Source organism: Arthrobacter sp. 10T419 (assembly GCF_056394105.1).
Genome location: NZ_JBFTHF010000002.1, coordinates 468,215 through 487,775, shown reverse-complemented (window position 1 = coordinate 487,775; position 19,561 = coordinate 468,215). Strand labels below are relative to the sequence as shown.

Sequence of the window (19,561 nt, the reverse complement as noted above, 5' to 3'; positions counted from 1 at the left end):
GGCGCCTGGCCTGTCCTACTACTGCTTGCCCCTACCAACGTCCCAGGACGTCGCTGGCCAGCACCGTGGCGGCGGGGCCGGCGGTGGAAGAACGCAGCACGTGGTGGCCCAGCAGGGCGGTGACGGCTCCCGCATCGCACAGCCGGGTGACCTCGCGGGGGCTGATGCCGCCCTCGGGGCCCACGATCAGGAGCACCTCGCGGGCCACACCGCCGTCGCCGGCCTGCTGGTGCCAGGCCTCCAGCACCTGCCGCAGGGGCCGAACCGCGTCCTCGTGCAGGATCACGGCCAGGTCCGCGGCGGCTACGGCCGCCTGCAGGCCGTTGCCGTCCACCGCGGCGCGGACCTCCGGAATCCAGGCGCGGCGTGCCTGCTTCGCGGCTGCCGTCACCACGGACTGCCATTTGGCGTGCGCCTTCGCCGCGCGTTCGGGTTTCCAGCGGACGATCGAGCGTTCGGCCTGCCAGGGCACGACGGCGTCAATCCCCAATTCGGTCGCGGTCTCAGCCGCCAGCTCGTCGCGGTCGCCCTTGGCCAGGGCCTGCACCAGCACCAGCCGAACGTCAGGCCTTGGCTCGGTCACGACCTCGCCGCACTCCACCGTCAGCTCCTGCGGCGCGGCGGCCGTCACGGTGCCGGTGATCCGCTTGCCGGCGCCGTCGGCGATGTCCACCGGCTCCCCCACGGCCAGGCGCTTGACCGTCACCGCGTGGCGCGCCTCGGCGCCTTCGAGGACGAACGTCGCGCCGGGGACCAGCTGGTCCAGGGTGCCTGCGGGGGTGAAGAAGACCGGGTTGCTCACCGCTACAGGTTACCGAGCCGGTCCCGCAGCTTCGCGAAGACACCGCCGCTGGCGGCAAGCTTCCCTTCGGTGAACTGCTCGCCGCGGAGTTTGGCGAGCTGGCGCAGCAGGTCTTCCTGGGCGGCGTCGAGCTTCGCGGGGGTATCCACCTGCAGGTGGACCTTGAGGTCTCCGCGGCCGTAGCCGCGCAGGTGCGTGACGCCCAGGCCACGCAGCGTGATGACCTCGCCGGACTGGGTGCCGGCCTTGACGTCGATTTCCTGTTGACCGTCAAAGGTCTCAAGGGTCAGCTCTGTGCCGAGCGCGGCCGCCGTCATCGGGATGTTCAGGCTAGCGTGCAGGTCGTCGCCTTCGCGCACGTAGGTGGGGTCGTTGTTGACCCGGATCTCGACGTACAGGTCACCGGACGGGCCGCCGGCAGGACCGGCCTCACCCTGGCCGGAGAGCTGGATGCGGGTGCCGGTAGCGACGCCGGCGGGAACCTTGACGGTAAGCGAGCGGCGGCTGCGGATGCGGCCCTGGCCGGCGCATTCGTTGCAGGGATCCTTGATGACCGTGCCGAAGCCCTCGCAGCTGCCGCAGGGGGCAGTGGTCATGACCTGGCCGAGGATGGAACGCACGGCGCGCTGGACCTGGCCGCTGCCGCCGCAAATGTCGCAGCGCTCGGGGTGGCTGCCTTCGCGGCAGCAGGAACCCTCACAGGTGGGACAGGTGACGGCGGTGTCCACTTCGAGCTTCTTGTTGACCCCGAAGACGGCGTCGCGCAGGTCGATCCGGACGCTGATCAGGGCGTCCTGGCCGCGCCGCACCCGGGATGCGGGGCCACCCTGGCCGCCGGCGCCGCCGAAGAAGGTTTCGAAGATGTCCTGGAAGGCGAAGCCCTGGCCGGCGTAGCCGCCGCCGAAGCCGTTGTCGTTCCCGTTCTCGTTGCCCGTCGTGTCGTAGACCCGGCGCTTTTGCGGGTCGGAAAGCACCTCGTAGGCATGGGTGACCGCCTTGAAGCGCTCGGAAGCGTCATCACCGGGGTTCACATCCGGGTGCAGGGTCCGCGCAAGCTTGCGGTAGGCCTTCTTGATCTCTTCCCCCGTGGCTTCACGGGAGACTCCAAGAACGTCATAGTGGCTGCTCAAAGTCTGTATCTCTTCCTTTTTGTACTGCCAGTGGGGCACTGCCTGTAGTTGGCAAGAAGTCCGGTTCCGGATCCGGCCCGTCAGGGCCCGAGGATCCGCGAAAGGTAGCGGGCCACCGCACGGACGGCGGCCATGGTGGTGGGGTAGTCCATCCGGGTGGGGCCAAGGACTCCGACCTTGGCCGTGGCGTCCGGGCCGTAGCCGGTGGCCACCACGGACGCTTCGGACAGGCCGTCGTAAGGGTTCTCCCGGCCGATGCTTACCGTGACGCCGCGCGGGTCCTCCGCCATGTCGCTGAGCAGGCGCAGCATCACCACCTGCTCTTCAAGCGCTTCGAGCACGGGTCCGATGCTCAGCGGGAAATCCACATTGGACCTGGCCAGGTTGGCGGTCCCGGCCATGACCATCCGTTCCTCGCGGCTGCTCGCGGCAAGCGATTCAAGCCCGCGGGCCAGGGCCTGGGCGGGTCCCCGCCGCACCGGCGGACAGCTGTCCACCACGGCCTGCAGCGACTGGGGCAGCAAGCTCAACGGGGTGCCGGAGAGCCTGGCCAGGAACAGGGTGCGGAGTTCGGCGAGGGCGTCGTCGCCGAAGTCCTGGCCGACGTCGATCACCCGCTGTTCCACCTTGCCCGTATCCGCGATCAGGACCGTGAGTACCTTGCGCGGCGCCAGGAGCACGAATTCGATGTGCCGGACGCGGGCCCGGCTCAACAGCGGGTACTGCACGACGGCGACCTGGTTCGTCAGCTGCGATAGCAGCCGCACCGTCCGGTCCAGCACGTCGTCGAGGTCATCGGACCCCTCGAGCAGCGCCTGGATGGCGCGGCGCTCCGCCGGAGAGAGGGGTTTGACGGCCGAAATCTGGTCCACGAACAGGCGGTAGCCCTTGTCCGTGGGAATCCGGCCGGCGCTGGTATGCGGCGCCGTGATCAGGCCCTCGTCTTCCAGGGCGGCCATGTCATTGCGGATCGTGGCGCTGGACACGCCCAGATGGTGCCGTTCCACCAGGGCCTTGGATCCAACCGGCTCGCGGGAATGGACGTAGTCCTCCACGATGGCGCGCAGCACTTCGAGTTTGCGTGGCTCGCTCACTCTCCACCTCCAATCGACCCGTATCGGTTCGCCGGTGCCGCCGCGCGTGCAGGAACACCCGGCGTTAGCACTCGACATGCCTAAGTGCTAACCAGTCTAATATGAGTCGCGCCGTTGTTAGCATTGGATTCGCTGCGGGCGTGAGCCCCGGGACTGGTGTTTCCGGGCACACCACAGGCCGCGCCGCCGTTCTGTCCCCCGTAATTCCCGAGTGCAAAGCAGTGTGTAGCAGATGTCGTACCAGAATTGGGGCCCGCAGGATCTCTCCGCGCCCGCCAAGGCCCAGCTGCCCGAGATCCCGGTGGAGCGCGGCATGGTGCTGGAGGACGTGCAGTCCGGCTGGGTGGGCGCCGTCACCCGGGTGGAGAAGTCCGGCGGCATGCACGTCGTGGCCCTCGAGGACCGGCGCGGCAAGTCCCGATCCTTCCGCCTCGGCTTCGGCTTCCTGCTCGAGGGCCAGCCCATCCGGCTGATGCCGCCCGCCCCGCGGGTTCCCGCGGCGGGTGCCGGAGTCGGCGCGCGCACCGCCTCCGGTTCGGTCCGGGTGGAGGGACAGCGTGCCCAGGTCGCGAAGGCCAGCCGGATCTGGGTGGAAGGCAAGCACGACGCCGAACTCGTCGAGAAAGTCTGGGGTGACGACCTCCGCGTCGAGGGCATCGTGGTCGAGCCGCTGCACGGCATCGACGACCTCGCTGCCGCCGTGAAGGAGTTCCGGCCCGGCCCCGGCCGTCGCCTCGGCGTCCTGGTGGACCACCTTGTTCCAGACTCAAAGGAGTCGCGAATCGCCGACGCGGTGATGGCCTCCCCGGGCGCGGCCGGCAACGTGCTGATCGTCGGGCACCCGTACGTCGACGTCTGGCAGGCCATCCGCCCTGCCGTCCTGGGCATTGAGCGGTGGCCGGTGATTCCGCGCGGGGTGGACTGGAAGACCGGCATCCTGACGGCCTTCGGCTGGCCGCACAGCACCAAGGAGGACATCGGCCTGGGCTGGCAGAAACTCCTCGGCGCTGTCCGCAGCTACGCGGACCTGGAGCCCTCCCTGCTGGGCCGGGTCGAAGAGGTCATCGACTTCCTCACGGTGCCGTAGCCGCCTCCCCATGCTTTGGTTCGCGGTCCGAGCAAGTATTCTTGGTAGGGCGGCCGCTGCATTTTGTTGCGGCCGCGGCTCGTACAGGTACCTACGCTCCACCGCAATCCAAAGGACGAAACGTGGCAGAAGACGCACGCGAACACACGGATCACCAGGCCGGCCATGGCCAGTCGCAGTACCATGGCGTTCCCGCAAATGCTCTGCCGTTGACGGCAAGCGAGGACCGGCAATGGGCCACCCTGGCGCACTTTGGCGGCATCCTGGGTTGCATTCCCGCGCTGCTGATCTACCTGATCTTCAAGGACCGCGGCCCGTTCACGGCGCAGGAGTCGAAGGAGGCGCTGAACTTTACGCTTCCGCCTACCATCGCTGCGGTGGTAGCCAATCTGCTGGTCTTCGTCCCGGTGGTGGGCAACCTGTTCGCAGTCCTGGCGACCGCCATCTGGATTGCCCTCGCCTGCTTCTCGGTGGCCGCCGGCATCCACGTCAACCGCGGCCAGCCGCACCGCTACGAATACAACCTCCGCTGGATCAAGTAGCGCGAACGGACATTTCCGTCCCGCGCCCAACGCGATCGGACACTTCCGGCCCGCATGGGCTGACTACCTAGTCCGGCAGGATCCGGCGGACCACGGCGTCGGCTAGGAGCCGGCCCTTGAGCGTGAGCACCAGCCGGCCCTTGAACGCTTCCGCAGGCTCAACGAGCCCGTCGGCGATCAGTCCGGCGACCGCGTGCCGTCCGGTATCCCCCAGCCCGCCAAGACTCGGGATTTCCAGGCCGGTGACCAGCCTGGCTTCGAGCATGACGCGCTCCACGTTGCGGGTCTCGGCGTCGAGGGTCTCCCGCCCGGCCGCGGGCGAGACGCCTGCCGCCAGCCGACCGGCGTAGGCCGTGGGGTGCTTGACGTTCCACCAGCGGACCCCGCCGACGTGCGAATGCGCTCCGGGGCCGATGCCCCACCAGTCATCCCCGCGCCAGTAGGCCAGGTTATGGCGACAGGCCTGGTCCGGCGTGCGCGCCCAGTTGCTTACTTCATACCAGCCCAGCCCGGCCGCGGAGATCAGTTCATCGGCCAGTTCGTATTTGGCGGCATGGTCGTCGTCGTCGATCCCCGGAACCTCGCCGCGCCGGATCTGGGCGGCGAGCTTCGTGCCCTCCTCGACGATCAGCGCGTAGGCGCTGATGTGGTCCGGGCCGTAGGACAGTGCGGTCTCCAGCGAGTAGCGCCAGTCCTCCAGCGACTCCCCCGGGGTGCCGTAGATCAGGTCCAGGCTGACCGCGAGGCCCGCCTCACGCGCCCACTGGACCACCTGCGGCACACGGCTGGGCGTGTGGGTGCGGTCGAGGACCTTGAGCACGTGGGGCACCGCGGACTGCATGCCGAAGGAGACCCGGGTGAAGCCGGCGTCGGCGAGCAATTGCAGGGATTCGGGCGTGACCGAATCCGGGTTGGCTTCCGTGGTGACCTCGGCGCCGGGCTCGAGGCCCCAGGTGTCGATCGCGGCGGCCAGGATGCGGGCCAGGTCCCCGGCCGGGAGCAGCGTGGGGGTGCCGCCGCCGAAGAACACCGTGCTGAGCCGGCGCTCCGGGAGGCCGGAGGCTTTCAATGCCCGCCCGGCGAAGTCCACTTCCGCGACGGCGGTGTCCGCGTAGGCGTCCTGCGAGGCGCCGCCGCCGAGTTCCGTGGCGGTGTACGTGTTGAAGTCGCAGTAGCCGCAGCGCACGGCGCAGAACGGAATGTGGACGTAGAGCCCGAAGGCCCGGTCCGCGGCGCCCTCCAGCGCCTGGCCGGGCAGCAGCCCGTCCGACGGCGCGGGGTCACCGAGGGGAAGCGCACTTGGCATGGCTACTTCTTGGCCTTGTCCTTGGACTCGTCCGTGGTGAGTGCGGCGATGAAGGCCTCCTGCGGGACCTCGACGCGGCCCACCATCTTCATGCGCTTCTTGCCTTCCTTCTGCTTCTCCAGCAGCTTGCGCTTTCGGGTGATGTCGCCGCCGTAGCACTTGGCCAGGACGTCCTTGCGGATGGCCCGGATGCTTTCGCGGGCGATGATCCGGGAGCCGATGGCAGCCTGGATCGGCACCTCGAACTGCTGCCGCGGGATGAGTTCGCGCAGCTTGCCGGTCATCATTACACCGTAGGCATAGGCCTTGTCGCGGTGGGTGATGGCGCTGAAGGCGTCGACCTGTTCGCCCTGGAGCATGATGTCCACCTTGACCAGATCGGCGACCTGGTCGCCGTCGGCCTTCCAGTCCAGCGAGCCGTAGCCGCGGGTCTTGGACTTCAGGATGTCGAAGAAGTCGAAGACGATTTCGGCCAGCGGCAGGCGGTAGCGGATCTCCACCCGGTCCTCGGAGAGGTAGTCCATGCCGCCCATGACGCCGCGGCGGCTCTGGCACAGCTCCATAATGGCGCCGACGAACTCGTTGGGCGCCAGAATCGTGGCGGAGACCATCGGCTCGCGGACCTCGGAGACCTTACCGGTGGGGTATTCGCTGGGGTTGGTCACGTGGACGACCTTCTTGTCCTCCAGCGTCACCTCGTACTCCACGTTCGGGGCGGTGGAGATCAGGTCCAGCTTGTACTCCCGTTCGAGCCGCTCGCGGGTGATTTCCAGGTGCAGCAGGCCCAGGAAGCCGACGCGGAAGCCGAAGCCCAGCGCGGCGGACGTCTCCGGCTCGTAGACCAGGGCGGCGTCGTTGAGCATCAGCTTCTCCAGCGCGTCACGGAGCACCGGGTAGTCGGTGCCGTCCAGCGGATAGAGGCCGGAGAACACCATCGGCTTGGCGTCGGCGTAGCCGGGCAGGGAGTCGGTGGCGGGCTTAGCCAGGTTGGTCACGGTGTCGCCGACCTTGGACTGGCGGACGTCCTTCACGCCGGTGATCAGGTAGCCGACCTCGCCGACGCCCAGGCCCTTGGACGGGGTGGGCTCCGGGGAGCTCACGCCGATTTCGAGCAGTTCGTGGGTGGCGCGGGTGGACATCATCTGGATGCGCTCACGCGGGTGCAGCATGCCGTCCACCACGCGGACGTACGTGACGACGCCGCGGTAGGTGTCGTAGACGGAGTCGAAGATCATTGCCCGGGCGGGGGCGTTCGGGTCGCCCACCGGGGCGGGGAGATCGCGGACGATCTTGTCCAGCAGGACTTCGACGCCGGCGCCGGTCTTGCCGGAGACGCGCAGCACCTCGTCCGGGTCGCCGCCGATCAGGTTGGCCAGCTCCTCGGCGTACTTCTCCGGCTGCGCCGCGGGCAGGTCGATCTTGTTCAGGACCGGGATGATCGTGAGGTTGTTCTCCATCGCCAGGTAGAGGTTGGCGAGGGTCTGCGCCTCAATGCCCTGGGCGGCGTCCACGAGCAGCACGGCGCCCTCGCAGGCGGCGAGTGACCGGGAGACTTCATAGGTGAAGTCGACGTGGCCGGGAGTGTCGATCATGTTCAGCGCGTAGCTGGTGCCGTCCAGCTCCCAGGGCATCCGGACGGCCTGGGACTTAATGGTGATGCCGCGTTCGCGCTCGATGTCCATCCGGTCCAGGTACTGGGCCTTCATGTCGCGGGACTGGACGACTCCGGTGTACTGGAGCATCCGGTCGGCCAGCGTGGACTTGCCGTGGTCAATATGCGCAATGATGCAGAAGTTCCGGATGAGGGCCGGATCTGTTGCGGCAGGCACCGGGGCGGTGCGGGCCATGGGAGACACGCAGGGTCCTTACTGTTGGCAATACTTGGGGGCTGTACTGGCGGGCTGCACAGCTGGGCTGTTCTACGGGCGGGCGCAGCCGGTGTTCTACGTTGCTTGTTCCACCTGCTGCGGCACGCCGCATTTCTCGTTCCTATAGTCTCCCACGTCCCGGACCGTGGCACTGCATTAGCGCCGGCGCTCACTGCCCGTCGTCGCCGCTCCGTCAACGTACGCCGGTGCACGGCGGCCGGTAGGGTTTCCCCATGGCCTTGAATCTTCGCTCCCTCGGCAACGCCGTCCGCGGCGCTCTGCGCTTCCTCGACCGGCTCGGCGGCGGCGCTCCTCCCGCGACACGCCGTCCTGCCGGCAAGGCTCCCGCCCGGCAGCCGCCCCGCGCATCCGGCGGACTGACCGGGACCTACCCGGGCGACTTCCAGGGCAAAGCCAAAGTGCAGTACAGCCCCGCCGCGAACGGCCGGGCCGAGCCCGGTGAGATCGTCTGGACCTGGGTCCCGTTCGAAGAGGACCACTCCCGGGGCAAGGACCGGCCGGTGCTGCTCGTGGGAAGCAAGGGCCGCTTCCTGCTTGGCCTGATGCTCACCAGCAAGGACCACGACGGCGACGCGCGCCGCTCGGACGACTACGTCGACATCGGCACCGGGCCCTGGGACCGGCAGTCGCGCCCGAGCGAAGCCAGGCTGGACCGCATCCTGCAAATCAACCCCCAGGACGTGCGCCGCGAGGGCGCCATCCTGGACGCCGGACGGTTCCGGGACATTTCCTCGGCGCTGCGCAGGCGGCACGGCTGGTCCTGAAGTCCGGGTTCTTCGGCGACGCCGCGCGGGGAACTCCGACCCGCGGGTCGCACCGGGAATCGCCACCGGGTTCGCGTCTCTGCTATTATTGACAGCTGTGTGTCCGTGCAGGTCGACGGCCACAGATGGTTGGTCGCCATAGGTATCCCCACGCCGCTCAGTCAATGGCCAATCTGAAAGCCCTCTAGACCATTTTCCGCATTGAAAAAGAGAGTTCACACGTGGCTAATATCAAGTCCCAGAAGAAGCGCATCCTGACCAACGAAAAGGCTCGCCTGCGCAACAACGCAGTCAAGTCCGAGCTGAAGACGGCCATCCGCGCCGTCAACACCGCCGTTGAGTCCACCGACAAGGATGCCGCTGCTGCTGCACTGGTTACTGCCAGCCGGAAGCTCGACAAGGCTGTCAGCAAGGGTGTTCTTCACAAGAACAACGCTGCAAACCGCAAGTCCGCGATCTCCAAGAAGGTCAACGCACTCTAAGGTTTTCCAGTTCAACTGAACTGATGATTGTGGCCGGCACCCCAGGGTGCCGGCCACAGCCAGTTAAAGCGCCGGACCGGACACGGCAACGTGACCCGGGCAAGCCGCGAACGCGACCCGGGCAAGCCGCGGCCCGGGACGTGCGGTCGGGCACCGGCCGTGCGCGGGCCGTGGTCGTCAGCGGCGGACCGCGCCCGCAATCACCGTGACGGCATGTTCTACGGCGTAGACCGGGTCGCGGGAGAGTCCCTTGACCTGCGCGTCGGCTTCGGCCGTGACCTGGATGGACCTAACCAGGCCTTCCGGAGTCCAGCGCCGCACATCGCGCTGCGCCTGCTCCACGAGCCACGGCTGCATGCCCAGCTGCTTGGCGATCTGGGCGGAAGACCCCTGTGCCCCGGCCACCTTGGCCAGGGACCGCAGCTTGGAGGCCAGCGCAGCGACGATCGGCACCGGGTCGGCACCGGTATCCAGTGCGTGGCGGAGCGTGGAGAGGGCCAGCGGCGCATTCCCGGCCATGGCGGCATCCGCGACCTTGAATGCCGTGGCCTCCACCCTGCCGCCGTAGTAGCGGTCAACCATGTCCGAATCCACGCCGGTGGTGGCGTCGGCGATCAGCTGGCTGCAGGCGGCCGCGAGTTCGGCCAGGTTGGCCCCGACCGCGTTGACCAGGGCGTGCACGGCGTCCGGCTCGATCCGCCGGGAGGCAGCCTTGAACTCTGTGGTGACAAAAGCCACCTTGTCCGCGTCCTTCTTCAACGGTTGGCAGTCGACCACGGGCCAACCGCCCGCCTTGATCGCGTCCAGGAGCTTCTTGCCGCGCACTCCCCCGCCGTGACGGAGCACCAGGACGGCGTCGGGTTCGGGCTGGGCCAGGTACTTCAGGGCGTCGGCGAGGAAGGCGTCATTCATCGCTTCCAGGCCCTCCACCTCGATCAGCTTCTGCTCGCCGAAAAGGGACGGGCTGACGTTCATGGCCAGCGTGCCCGGTTCGTAGCTGCCGGCGTTGAGGCGGGTGACCTCGACGTCGGGGGCCGCGGCACGGACCTGGGAGCGGATCCGGTCCATGGCCCGGGAACCCAGGTAGTCCTCCGGTCCGCCGACCAGCACCACCGCCGCGGGCGTCACATCGCGCCAGGTGGCGGTCTTCGTCGCCGTGGTCCTGGTGCGTTGGGTCTGGGCAGCAGCCACTCGTGGTTCCTCCGGGAAGTTGGTTTGCAGACTCTAAGCCTGCCACGGCGTGGGCGGTCCACCAAGCCGCGGCCGACGGACCCCGGCAGGGCGCGGACGGTGCCCGGCGGCCGCTCATGACGGCGCAGAGTCCGCGTGAGGCACAGCGTGGTCCGGTCATGTATTTTCAGGACCAGGCGTACCGCAGCGGCAGGGTGGGTGGCGAGCCAGAAGCCCGTCAGTGTCAGCCCCGAGAGCGCCGCCATCGTGGACGAGCCGAGGGCGCCCTCCGGCCAGGGCAACGCGGTCCCCGGAAGCGCCGCGAAGCAGCGGGCGATGCCGGCCACACCCGCTGCGAAGGTGCCGGCAACGGCGATGAGCATAGCCGACAACGCGGGGGCGAGGGGCACGATTGGCACTGCTGCCGTGCCGAAGACCGTAACCGGCGGCACCAGCACGGCAGCTGCCAGATTCGCGGGCAGCGCGTAGCTGGAGAACTGCGGCTGGAGCAGCACGATCACCGGGCTGCAGAACAACTGGGCGGACAACGGAACAGCGAGTCCGGCAGCCAACCAGTGGGGCACGACGGTGGCCAGCCAGCCCATGAGGGGCCTGCCCACCAAGACGATGCCAAGCGTGGCCAAAACGGAGAGCACAAAGCCGAAGTCGGTAGCCAGGGCCGGATTCGCCAGCAGCAAGCCGGCCGCGGCCACGCACAGCAGGCTGAGGCCGCGGGCGGCACGGCCAAACCCTAGCGCCCACAGCCCGATCGACCCCATCAGGGCGGCCCGGAGCACGCTGGCATCGGGCCCGACCATCAGCACAAACAGCCCCAGCCCGGCCACGGCGATTCCGGAAGCCGCCGGGCGCGGAAGCCGCAGGCTACGGGCCGTCAGCAGCAGGACCCCGAGGACCAGGCTGCAGTTGGCTCCGCTCACCGCGGTCAGGTGGGTCATTCCGACGGTTTTCATGGCCGCAGCGAGTTCGGGGTCCAGCTCACCGGTGTCGCCGGTCACCATCCCTGGCAGGAGTCCGCGCGCGTCGCCAGGCAGCCCCGCGGCGGCGACGCTGAAACCGCGCCGCAGGCCTGCCGGGAGGTGCACCCAGCTGGAGGCGGTCCGCACACGGTGCGGCGCAGAGGAGGCAGAGAGGATGCCGGCTTCGGCCTCACCTGCTCCGGCCTGCCTGAGCTTGCCTGTGGCCCGGAAACGCTGCCCCGGAGCTGAGTGTCCCCACTCCTCCCCGCCGAGGGCAAGCAGCTTCACGGAGGCTTCCACGCGTCGGCCGTCGAAGACCAGGACGAGCAGGGTCACTGGCACGGCCCACCGGTCTGACAAACCGGAGCGGCCCGGGGCGGAAAGCCGCCTTGGCATGCCGGCAACTTCGATCTCGGCCACCACCGACGCGCCGGCGGCGACGGCCTCTGCGACAGCACCGTCGTTCCGCTGCGCCGATGCCACCGCCGAATGCGCCCCGGCGGCGCACGAGAGAAGCGAAGCTACCGCCAAGGTGGCCCGGAAGCTTCGGGGTCCAGGTCTCCGGCGATGCGCACCGGGACCCAGCAACAGGGCAGCCGCGGCGGCCGCCAACCCGGCGCAGAGCCCGGCAAGCGGGGCTGGTTCCAGCCATCCGCCAGCCAGAGCAATGCCCCAAACCAGCAGCGCGGCGGGCACCAGGCGGAGGTCGATCCGGCGTCGTCGTCCCGGCACGCCGTGCGGCACGGGCATGACCCCGGCCCGGCGTCTGCGCAGTGCCTCAAGGACATGGCGCCCCAGGCCGGCCAAGGCGATCCGCGCGGCTCCCCCTGCGCGGAACGAGCTGTCCGGCGCCGCGGGCACGCCCGGTGCCTGTCTCTTTTGCGTCGTTGCAGGATCCAGCGGATCCCGGCTGCAGGCCATGGCATCGGCGGCATCGGCGGCATCGGCGGCGGCGGCGCGGAAAGCCTGCCAACGGGGCCGCTGTTCCCCGGCCACGTCAGACCCGCACCAGCGGCAACAGGGCTTCGAGCAGCTTGGGACCAACACCCTCCACAGCGTCGAGTTCTTCGACGCTGCCGAAACTGCCGTGCTGCTTGCGCCAGTCGACGATGCGCTGGGCCAAGACCGGACCGACGCGCGGCAGCGTCGCCAACTCTTCGACGCCGGCGGTGTTCAGGTTGATTTTCCCCGCTGGCGCTCCGGCGCCGCCGGAGGTCCCGGTGCCGTCGGGACCGGGAGAGGGGCCGGGAAGTTCAACCGGGTCCGGGCTGCCGCGCTCCGGGACGAGGACTTTCTGACCGTCTTCGAGAACGGCGGCCAGGTTGAGCCGGTCAAGGTCGGCTGCGCGGGTGTTTCCGCCCGCGGCTTTGATCGCCTCGTGGATCCGGCTTCCGCGCGGCAGCACCACCACCCCGGCCTTCGCCACGGCACCGGCAACGTGGACGACAATGGTGCCGGCCGCCGTCGCGCCGGGCATCTCCGCGGCAGCCGGGTCCGCCCTCGACGGCGCCCCGCCGGGACCGCCGTCATCGGCTACGGCCGGTCCGGACCCGTCCGCCGCTTCCGAACCGGGTGGCTCGCCCAGCGACTGGACCCGTGGCGCTCCGTCGGCTGCCTGCCACCAGAACCAGCCGGCCAGCAGCACAGAGATCACGGCGAGCATGGCTGCGGCACTCCGACCGCTGCGCCACCTGAACACCGCGGGCACTGGGGACTCCGCAGCATCGGCCCCGTCAGGAGAGGCCCGGTCCGCCGCCGCCGGGTCCGGGGCTCCGTCAGCCGGGGCTCCCGGGGCCGGCACATCGCCGAGCAGCCCCTCCTCCGGCGCAGGGCCGAGGCTGGCGGCCCAGCGGTGCCGTGCCACGCCGGTTCCTGAGTGGGGTCCGCTGCGGGCTCCGGCCCCCGGGTATCGGCGCGACATGAAGCCAGCCTAGGGATGGGACCGGACCTGCCGACAGGCGCGGCAACGGCTATGTGGAAAGCGCCCCGGCAGCCCCCGGTGTGGAGCCAGACCCCGGTGTGGGGCCGCTCCCGGGAAGCGGGGTGCTGCTCTCCCCCACAATGACGGCCAGCACGCCCAGTCCGGCATGGGCCGCCAGCACGGCCGGCAGCGAACTGATCTGGGCGGGCGGGCAGTCAGGCAACCGCTGTGCCAGCCGCGATGCCAGCTGCTCGGCCTCGGCGCGGTTGCCGAAGTGGTGCACGGCGATCCTGGCCTCACCGCTGGGGCGGGACAGCGCATCAGCGGCGGCGATTTCCTCCAGCCGGCCGATGGCGCGGGGCGCAGAACGGACCTTTTCCAGCGGGACGACCTTGCCGCCGTCGACCGCCAGGATCGGTTTGATCGAAAACATGGTGCCCCAGAGGGAGGCGGCTGCGCCGATCCGGCCACCGCGGCGCAGCTGCTCCAGGCTCGGCACATAGAAGTAGACCTTGGTCCGGGCCAGCCGTTCTTCGGCGAAGGCCCTGACCTCGTCCGCGCCCCGGCCGTCAGCAGCCGCGACGACGGCGCTTTGCACGCCCATGCCCTGCGCCATCCCGACCGTGCGCGAATCCACGACCACCACCGGGATTCCCACTTTCGCGGCTGCGAGCCTGGCGGAGTCGGCGGTGCCGGAGAGCTCCCCCGAAATGTGCAGCGAGACTACGGATTCGAAGCCGCGTGCCGCCGCCGCGAGGTAGGCCTGTTCGAACTGGCCGGGTGAGGGCCTGGAGGTCCGGACCGGCAAGCCGCTGGCCAGTGCCACCGCGATGGTCTCGGCGATGTCGTCCTCGCCCTCGCCGTAGATCTCGGCGCCCACCATGACCGGCATCGGTACCACGGTCAGGCGGCCGTCGGCGGTGAAGTCCCGCACCCATTCTGCCGGCAGCGCGGCGGCGGAGTCAGTGACCACCGCAGTCCGCGCCGCCATGGCGCGCACTGGTTCGGGCACCGCCCCGGGGCGGGCAGCCTGGCGGAGCCTGACGAGGCGCTCGCGCAGCCACGGCCAGCCCGGGGGCTCACGGTCCGGCACGAAGCACCTCCTGAAAAGAGTTCCGGCCGCCGGCTTCTGCCGGCGGCCGGTTCACGAACGGCCTTGCCCGGCTAGGCCGGGACGATGTTGACCAGTTTAGGCGCCCGCACAATGACCGTGCGGATCCCCCTGCCGTCCAGCGCGCGCTGGACGTTTTCCGAGGCCAGCGCCAGTTCGCGCAGTTCGTCCTCGGAGATGCCCGGGGAAACCTCGAGGCGGTCCCGCACCTTGCCCTGGACCTGGACGACGGCGGTCACCGTATCCTGCACCAGCAGCGTCTCGTCGTGCGTGGGCCAGCCGGCGTTGGCTACCGATGCCGGGTGTCCCAGTACGTTCCACAGGTCCTCGGCGGTGTAGGGCGCGAAGAGGCTCAGGATCACGGCTACAGCCTCCACGGCCTCGCGGACGGCCGGGTCCGCGCCGCCGGCGCCGGCATCAATGGTCTTACGGGTCGCGTTGACCAGTTCCATCAGCTTGGCCACCACCACGTTGAACTTGTTGTGGTCCAGCAGCGCCTGCGCGTCGGCGATGGTGCGGTGGGTGACGGTGCGCAGGGCGCGGTCCCCGGCGGCGAAGTCGACGCCGGGCTCGCTGCTGACGTCCTGGCCGAGCCGCCAGGCGCGGGCCAGGAACTTAGCGGAGCCCGACGGCGAGACATCCGCCCAGTCGACGTCGTCCTCCGGCGGGGAGGCGAAGATCATGGTGAGCCGCACGGCGTCGACGCCGAACTTGTCCAGCTGCTCGCCCAGGTCCACGCCGTTGCCGAGGGACTTGCTCATGGCCTTGCCGCCGTTGAGCACCTGGCCCTGGTTCAGCAGCGCCTTGAACGGTTCGTCGGCCTCGATCAGGCCCAGGTCGTGGATGACCTTGGTGAAGAAGCGGGCGTACAGCAGGTGCAGGATGGCGTGCTCCACCCCGCCGACGTACTGGCCCACGGGCATCCAGTCGTTGATCTTGGCGGGATCGAACGGGCCCTCGGTGTAGTCGGGCGAGACGAAGCGCAGGAAGTACCAGGAGGAGTCCACGAAGGTGTCCATGGTGTCCGTGTCGCGCTTGGCCGGGCCGTGGCAGCTGGGGCACTCGACGTTGACCCAGGCTTCGGCGGCGGCCAGCGGGGAGGTGCCCTTTGGCGACAGATCCTCGCCGCGCAGGTCCTCCGGCAGGGTCACCGGCAGCTGGTCGTCCGGGACCGGGACCTCGCCGCAGGCCGGGCAGTGGATGATCGGAATCGGGGTGCCCCAGAACCGCTGGCGGCTCAGCAGCCAGTCACGCAGGCGGAAGTTCACGAACTTCTCCCCGGTGCCCAGCTGCTCCAGGATCGCGATGGCGGCCGGGATGGCCTCGGCCTTGGGCAGCCCGTCCAGGGCGCCGGAGTTGATCAAGGTGCCCTCGCCGGTCGTCGCCGTGCCGGACACGGCGGGGTCTTCCTCGCCGGTGTCCAGGACCGCCCGGACGGGCAGGTCGAAGGTCTTGGCGAAGTCCAGGTCGCGCTGGTCGTGGGCCGGGACGGCCATGATGGCGCCGGTGCCGTAGTCGGCCAGCACGTAGTCGGCCGCCCAGACGGGCAGCTTCTCCCCGTTCAGCGGGTTAATGGCGTAGCGGCCAGTGAAGACGCCGGTCTTTTCCCGTTCGGTGGACTGGCGCTCAATCTCCGACAGCGCCTTGACCTGTTCCCGGTAGGCGTCCAGGGCCGCGGCGTGTTCCTCGGTGACCAGTTCGGCGGCCAGCGGGGCGTCGGCGGCGACCACGAAGAAGGTCGCGCCGTACAGGGTGTCCGGGCGGGTGGTGAAGACCGTGACGTCCTTGGCGGGCTTGCCGCCGTCGGCCTCGACGACGAAGTTGACGTGCGCGCCCTCGGAACGGCCAATCCAGTTCTTCTGCATGGCCAGGACCCGCTCGGGCCAGTGCCCGCGCAGTTCGTCCATGTCATCGAGCAGCCGGTCGGCGTAGTCGGTGATCTTGAAGTACCACTGGTTCAGGGACTTCTTCGTCACAGCGGTGCCGCACCGTTCGCAGGCGCCGTTGACGACCTGCTCGTTGGCCAGCACGGTCTGGTCCTTGGGGCACCAGTTAACCGGAGAGTTCTTGCGGTAGGCCAGCCCGCGCTCGTAAAAGCGCTTGAACAGCCACTGGGTCCAGCGGTAGTACCCCGGATCCGAGGTGTGCAGCCGGCGGGACCAGTCAGCGGAGATGGCGTAACGCTTGAATGACGCCGCCTGGGTGTCGATGTTGGCGTACGTCCACTCGCTGGGGTGCGCGTTCCGCTTGATGGCGGCGTTCTCCGCCGGCAGTCCGAAGGAGTCCCAGCCGATCGGGTGCAGCACGTCGTAGCCCTGCTGGCGCAGGTAGCGGGCGACGACGTCGCCCATCGCGAACGCTTCGGCGTGGCCCATGTGCAGGTCACCGGACGGGTACGGGAACATGTCCAGCACGTAGCGGCGTTCCTTCGAGCCGTCATCCAGGGGCGTGAAGACCTTGAGGTCCTCCCAGACCTGCGGCCACTTGGCCTCCATGGCGGCGAAGCTGTAGGCGCCCTCTTCGGGGCCTTCACTCGCGACGGCTGCTGCTGTTCCGGTCTCTGTCTCCGGCTGAACGCTCACTGCTGGCCTCTTCTGTTCTTTCGATCTTGTCGGATCAGGACTGTCCCGCCTGATCCCTTGGTCCCCTGCTGCGGGCCGGTACATATCCCGGACACACAAAAGCCCCTCGACACGGAGGGGCTGCCGCTCGGCAATCCGGGTTTTCGCCGGGATGCCGGGCGGCTAACTAAGCAGGAGGATCGCACGCATATGACTACTTTAGCGCACGGCTTGCCAGCGCTACGTAAGTCGCCGCGAGCGGCTGAATCGGCCAGCCCGGAAATGCCGAACTGTTGAGGGGGCCCGGGAGCGGCTTCGGGCGTCCGCGAAGCGGGCGGGGCCCCCTCAACAGTGAAGGCATCGGCTCGTCGGCCTACTTCACGTCCTCGTCGACCCAGTCCATGGACTTGGTGACGGCCTTCTTCCAGAGACGCATCTGGCGCTCGCGCTCCGCCTGGTCCATCTTCGGTTCCCAGCGCTTGTCCTCGGACCAGTTGGCCGAGCACTCGCCCAGATCCTTCCAGAAGCCGACGGCGAGGCCGGCCGCGTAGGCGGCGCCGAGCGAGGTGGTCTCGACGACCTTCGGCCGGATCACCGGCACGCCCAGGATGTCGGCCTGGAACTGCATCAGCGCGTCGTTGGCGACCATGCCGCCGTCGACCTTGAGTTCCGTGAGCGGAACCCCCGAGTCGGCGTTGACGGCGTCGAGCACCTCGCGGGTCTGGAACGCGGTGGCCTCCAGCGCTGCGCGGGCGATGTGGTTCTTGTTCACGAACCGGGTCAGGCCGACGATCGCGCCGCGGGCGTCGGAGCGCCAGTACGGTGCGAACAGGCCGGAGAAGGCCGGAACGATGTACACGCCGCCGTTGTCCTCCACCGAAGCGGCCAGGGTCTCGACTTCCGGGGCGCTGCTGATCATGCCCAGGTTGTCGCGCAGCCACTGGATCAGCGAACCGGTGACAGCGATCGAACCCTCCAGGGCGTAGTGCGGCTTGGCGTCGCCAAGCTTGTAGCCGACCGTGGTCAGCAGCCCGTTCTTGGAGTGGACGATTTCCTCGCCGGTGTTGAAGATGAGGAAGCAGCCCGTGCCGTAGGTGTTCTTTGCCTCGCCGGCGTCGAACGCGGCCTGGCCGAAGGTTGCCGCCTGCTGGTCGCCGAGGATGCCGGCGACCGGAACTTCGCGCAGCAGCTGGGAGGTGTGGACGGTGCCGTACACCTCTGAGGACGACTTGATGGCGGGCATCATGGAGGCCGGGACACCGAAGGCGTCCAGGATTTCCTGGTCCCACGACAGCGTGTCGAGGTCCATGAACATGGTCCGGGACGCGTTGGTCACGTCGGTGACGTGTACGCCGCCGTCGGTTCCGCCGGTGAGGTTCCACAGCACCCAGCTGTCGGTGTTGCCGAAGACGAGGTCGCCGGCTTCTGCCTTGGCCCGGGCGCCCTCGACGTTGTCCAGGATCCACTTGATCTTCGTGCCGGAGAAGTAGGTCGCCAGCGGCAGGCCCACCTTCTGCTTAAAGCGTTCCGGGCCGCCGTCCTTGGCCAGCTCGTCGACGATCGACTGGGTGCGGGTATCCTGCCAGACGATCGCGTTGTACACGGCTTTGCCGGTGGTCTTGTCCCAGACCACCGCGGTTTCGCGCTGGTTGGTGATGCCGACGGCGGCAATGTCGTGGCGGGTCAGGTTGGCCTTGGACAGTGCGGAGGCGATGACCTCGCGGGTATTGTTCCAGATCTCGGCGGGGTCGTGCTCCACCCACCCTGCCTGCGGGAAGATCTGCTCGTGTTCCATCTGGCCGGAGGAAACGATGTTGCCGCTGTGATCGAACACGATGGCGCGGGTGCTCGTGGTTCCCTGGTCAATGGCGATTACATACTGGTTCATGCTGACGTCCTTGTCTTTTGGGCCTGGCGGTTGAATTGATGCGATTCGAGCGGGTTTGGTTCAGGGTCCTCTGCGGCAGAATCAGGCGGCGGCGGTGGCGATGATCGGCACCACGGCTGCAACGACGCCGGCGAGTCCGCCGCCGATCAGCGGCCCGACGACCGGGATCCACGAGTAGCTCCAGTCCGAAGAACCCTTGCCCTTGATGGGCAGCAGGGCGTGGGCGATGCGCGGGCCGAGGTCACGGGCGGGGTTGATGGCGTAACCGGTGGGGCCGCCGAGGGAAACACCGATGCCGACAACCAGCAGGGCCACGGCCAGCGGGCCAAGTCCCGACGGGGTCCCGCCGAAGGTCAGGATGACGAAGACGAGGACGAAGGTGCCGATGATCTCCGTGATCAGGTTCCACGGGGTGGAGCGGATGGCGGGTCCGGTGGAGAAAACACCCAGCTTGCTGGCGGGCTCGGGTTCGACATCAAAGTGCTGCTTGTGGGCCAGCCACATCACGACGGCACCCAGGAAGGCGCCCAGCAGTTCCCCGCCGAAGTAGGTCAGGGTGGAGCCGAAATCGACCGCGACACCCGGGGCGTACTCCTTCTTGCCGTTAAGCAACAGGCCGAAGGTGACGGCCGGGTTCAGGTGCGCCCCGGACTTGGCCGCAACAAAGACACCGGCGAAGACGGCAATGCCCCATCCCCAGGTGACCATCAGGAACCCGCCGTTGTTGCCCTTCGTGCCTTTGAGCGCGACGTTGGCCACAACGCCGCAACCCAGCAGGGTCAGCATTGCGGTGCCGAATACTTCGGACAGGAAAACTATTCCAAGAGACATCTTTGA

16 protein-coding genes and 1 tRNA gene are annotated in these 19,561 nt (G+C 68.7%); 5 read left to right on the top strand and 12 right to left on the bottom strand.

Annotated features, from left to right (window positions below; translation table 11 throughout):
• Window positions 1-31: 31 nt before the first annotated feature.
• The 3 genes from AC1DBD_RS05835 to hrcA form a co-directional block, all read right to left on the bottom strand.
• Entirely contained in the window at window positions 32-802 is a 771-nt protein-coding gene (locus AC1DBD_RS05835; RefSeq protein ID WP_476892485.1) for a 16S rRNA (uracil(1498)-N(3))-methyltransferase, read from the bottom strand.
• A gap of 2 nt (window positions 803-804) precedes the next feature.
• On the bottom strand, window positions 805-1,932 hold the full coding sequence (gene dnaJ / locus AC1DBD_RS05830) for a molecular chaperone DnaJ (RefSeq protein ID WP_441417743.1): 1,128 nt from the start codon (window positions 1,930-1,932) through the stop codon (window positions 805-807).
• Between the two features lie 80 nt (window positions 1,933-2,012).
• Window positions 2,013-3,026 carry a heat-inducible transcriptional repressor HrcA gene (gene hrcA, locus AC1DBD_RS05825; RefSeq protein WP_476892484.1) on the bottom strand — a complete coding sequence of 338 codons (1,014 nt, stop codon included), beginning with the start codon at window positions 3,024-3,026 and terminating at the stop codon, window positions 2,013-2,015.
• A gap of 232 nt (window positions 3,027-3,258) precedes the next feature.
• Here hrcA and AC1DBD_RS05820 point away from each other — a divergent pair, with 232 nt between their 5' ends.
• Both AC1DBD_RS05820 and AC1DBD_RS05815 read left to right on the top strand, forming a co-directional pair.
• Window positions 3,259-4,113: a DUF3097 domain-containing protein gene (locus AC1DBD_RS05820; RefSeq protein WP_441417741.1), complete on the top strand. Its 855-nt coding sequence runs from the start codon at window positions 3,259-3,261 to the stop codon at window positions 4,111-4,113.
• Between the two features lie 122 nt (window positions 4,114-4,235).
• Complete coding sequence (locus AC1DBD_RS05815; protein ID WP_441417740.1) at window positions 4,236-4,655, top strand: DUF4870 domain-containing protein; 420 nt, start codon at window positions 4,236-4,238, stop codon at window positions 4,653-4,655.
• Window positions 4,656-4,722: 67 nt separating this feature from the next.
• Here the strand turns inward: AC1DBD_RS05815 and hemW are convergent, their stop codons facing one another.
• Window positions 4,723-5,961: a radical SAM family heme chaperone HemW gene (hemW, locus tag AC1DBD_RS05810; protein WP_476925687.1), complete on the bottom strand. Its 1,239-nt coding sequence runs from the start codon at window positions 5,959-5,961 to the stop codon at window positions 4,723-4,725.
• A 2-nt stretch (window positions 5,962-5,963) separates the two neighbouring features.
• Window positions 5,964-7,817: a translation elongation factor 4 gene (gene lepA / locus AC1DBD_RS05805; RefSeq protein ID WP_476908796.1), complete on the bottom strand. Its 1,854-nt coding sequence runs from the start codon at window positions 7,815-7,817 to the stop codon at window positions 5,964-5,966.
• Window positions 7,818-8,062: 245 nt separating this feature from the next.
• Between lepA and AC1DBD_RS05800 the strand changes: the two genes are divergently transcribed.
• Complete coding sequence (locus AC1DBD_RS05800; RefSeq protein ID WP_476981613.1) at window positions 8,063-8,614, top strand: type II toxin-antitoxin system PemK/MazF family toxin; 552 nt, start codon at window positions 8,063-8,065, stop codon at window positions 8,612-8,614.
• 221 nt (window positions 8,615-8,835) lie between these two features.
• Window positions 8,836-9,096 (top strand): 30S ribosomal protein S20, encoded by a 261-nt coding sequence (rpsT, locus tag AC1DBD_RS05795; protein ID WP_056739236.1) that lies wholly within the window; start codon window positions 8,836-8,838, stop codon window positions 9,094-9,096.
• A gap of 177 nt (window positions 9,097-9,273) precedes the next feature.
• On the opposite strand, the gene holA is transcribed toward rpsT, so the two are convergent.
• A complete protein-coding gene (gene holA, locus AC1DBD_RS05790) occupies window positions 9,274-10,287 on the bottom strand; it encodes a DNA polymerase III subunit delta (RefSeq protein ID WP_175321051.1) in 1,014 nt (337 codons plus the stop codon).
• Window positions 10,221-11,579 (bottom strand): ComEC/Rec2 family competence protein, encoded by a 1,359-nt coding sequence (locus tag AC1DBD_RS05785; RefSeq protein WP_476981612.1) that lies wholly within the window; start codon window positions 11,577-11,579, stop codon window positions 10,221-10,223. Before AC1DBD_RS05785 ends, holA begins: the two co-directional genes overlap by 67 nt.
• Between AC1DBD_RS05785 and AC1DBD_RS05780 the strand changes: the two genes are divergently transcribed.
• Window positions 11,564-11,665 (top strand) — tRNA-Val (locus tag AC1DBD_RS05780). The two genes, AC1DBD_RS05785 and AC1DBD_RS05780, sit on opposite strands and share 16 nt — an antisense overlap.
• A gap of 575 nt (window positions 11,666-12,240) precedes the next feature.
• Here the strand turns inward: AC1DBD_RS05780 and AC1DBD_RS05775 are convergent.
• From AC1DBD_RS05775 to AC1DBD_RS05755, 5 genes are all read right to left on the bottom strand, one after another.
• Window positions 12,241-13,107, bottom strand: a complete 867-nt coding sequence (locus AC1DBD_RS05775) for a ComEA family DNA-binding protein (RefSeq protein ID WP_441417734.1) — start codon at window positions 13,105-13,107, stop codon at window positions 12,241-12,243.
• Between the two features lie 106 nt (window positions 13,108-13,213).
• Window positions 13,214-14,257: a DegV family protein gene (locus AC1DBD_RS05770; protein ID WP_441417733.1), complete on the bottom strand. Its 1,044-nt coding sequence runs from the start codon at window positions 14,255-14,257 to the stop codon at window positions 13,214-13,216.
• A gap of 71 nt (window positions 14,258-14,328) precedes the next feature.
• Window positions 14,329-16,857 carry a leucine--tRNA ligase gene (leuS, locus tag AC1DBD_RS05765; RefSeq protein WP_476981611.1) on the bottom strand — a complete coding sequence of 843 codons (2,529 nt, stop codon included), beginning with the start codon at window positions 16,855-16,857 and terminating at the stop codon, window positions 14,329-14,331.
• 352 nt (window positions 16,858-17,209) lie between these two features.
• On the bottom strand, window positions 17,210-18,724 hold the full coding sequence (gene glpK / locus AC1DBD_RS05760; protein ID WP_476916765.1) for a glycerol kinase GlpK: 1,515 nt from the start codon (window positions 18,722-18,724) through the stop codon (window positions 17,210-17,212).
• 81 nt (window positions 18,725-18,805) lie between these two features.
• Window positions 18,806-19,555: an MIP/aquaporin family protein gene (locus AC1DBD_RS05755; RefSeq protein ID WP_441417730.1), complete on the bottom strand. Its 750-nt coding sequence runs from the start codon at window positions 19,553-19,555 to the stop codon at window positions 18,806-18,808.
• Between the last annotated feature and the right edge of the window lie 6 nt (window positions 19,556-19,561).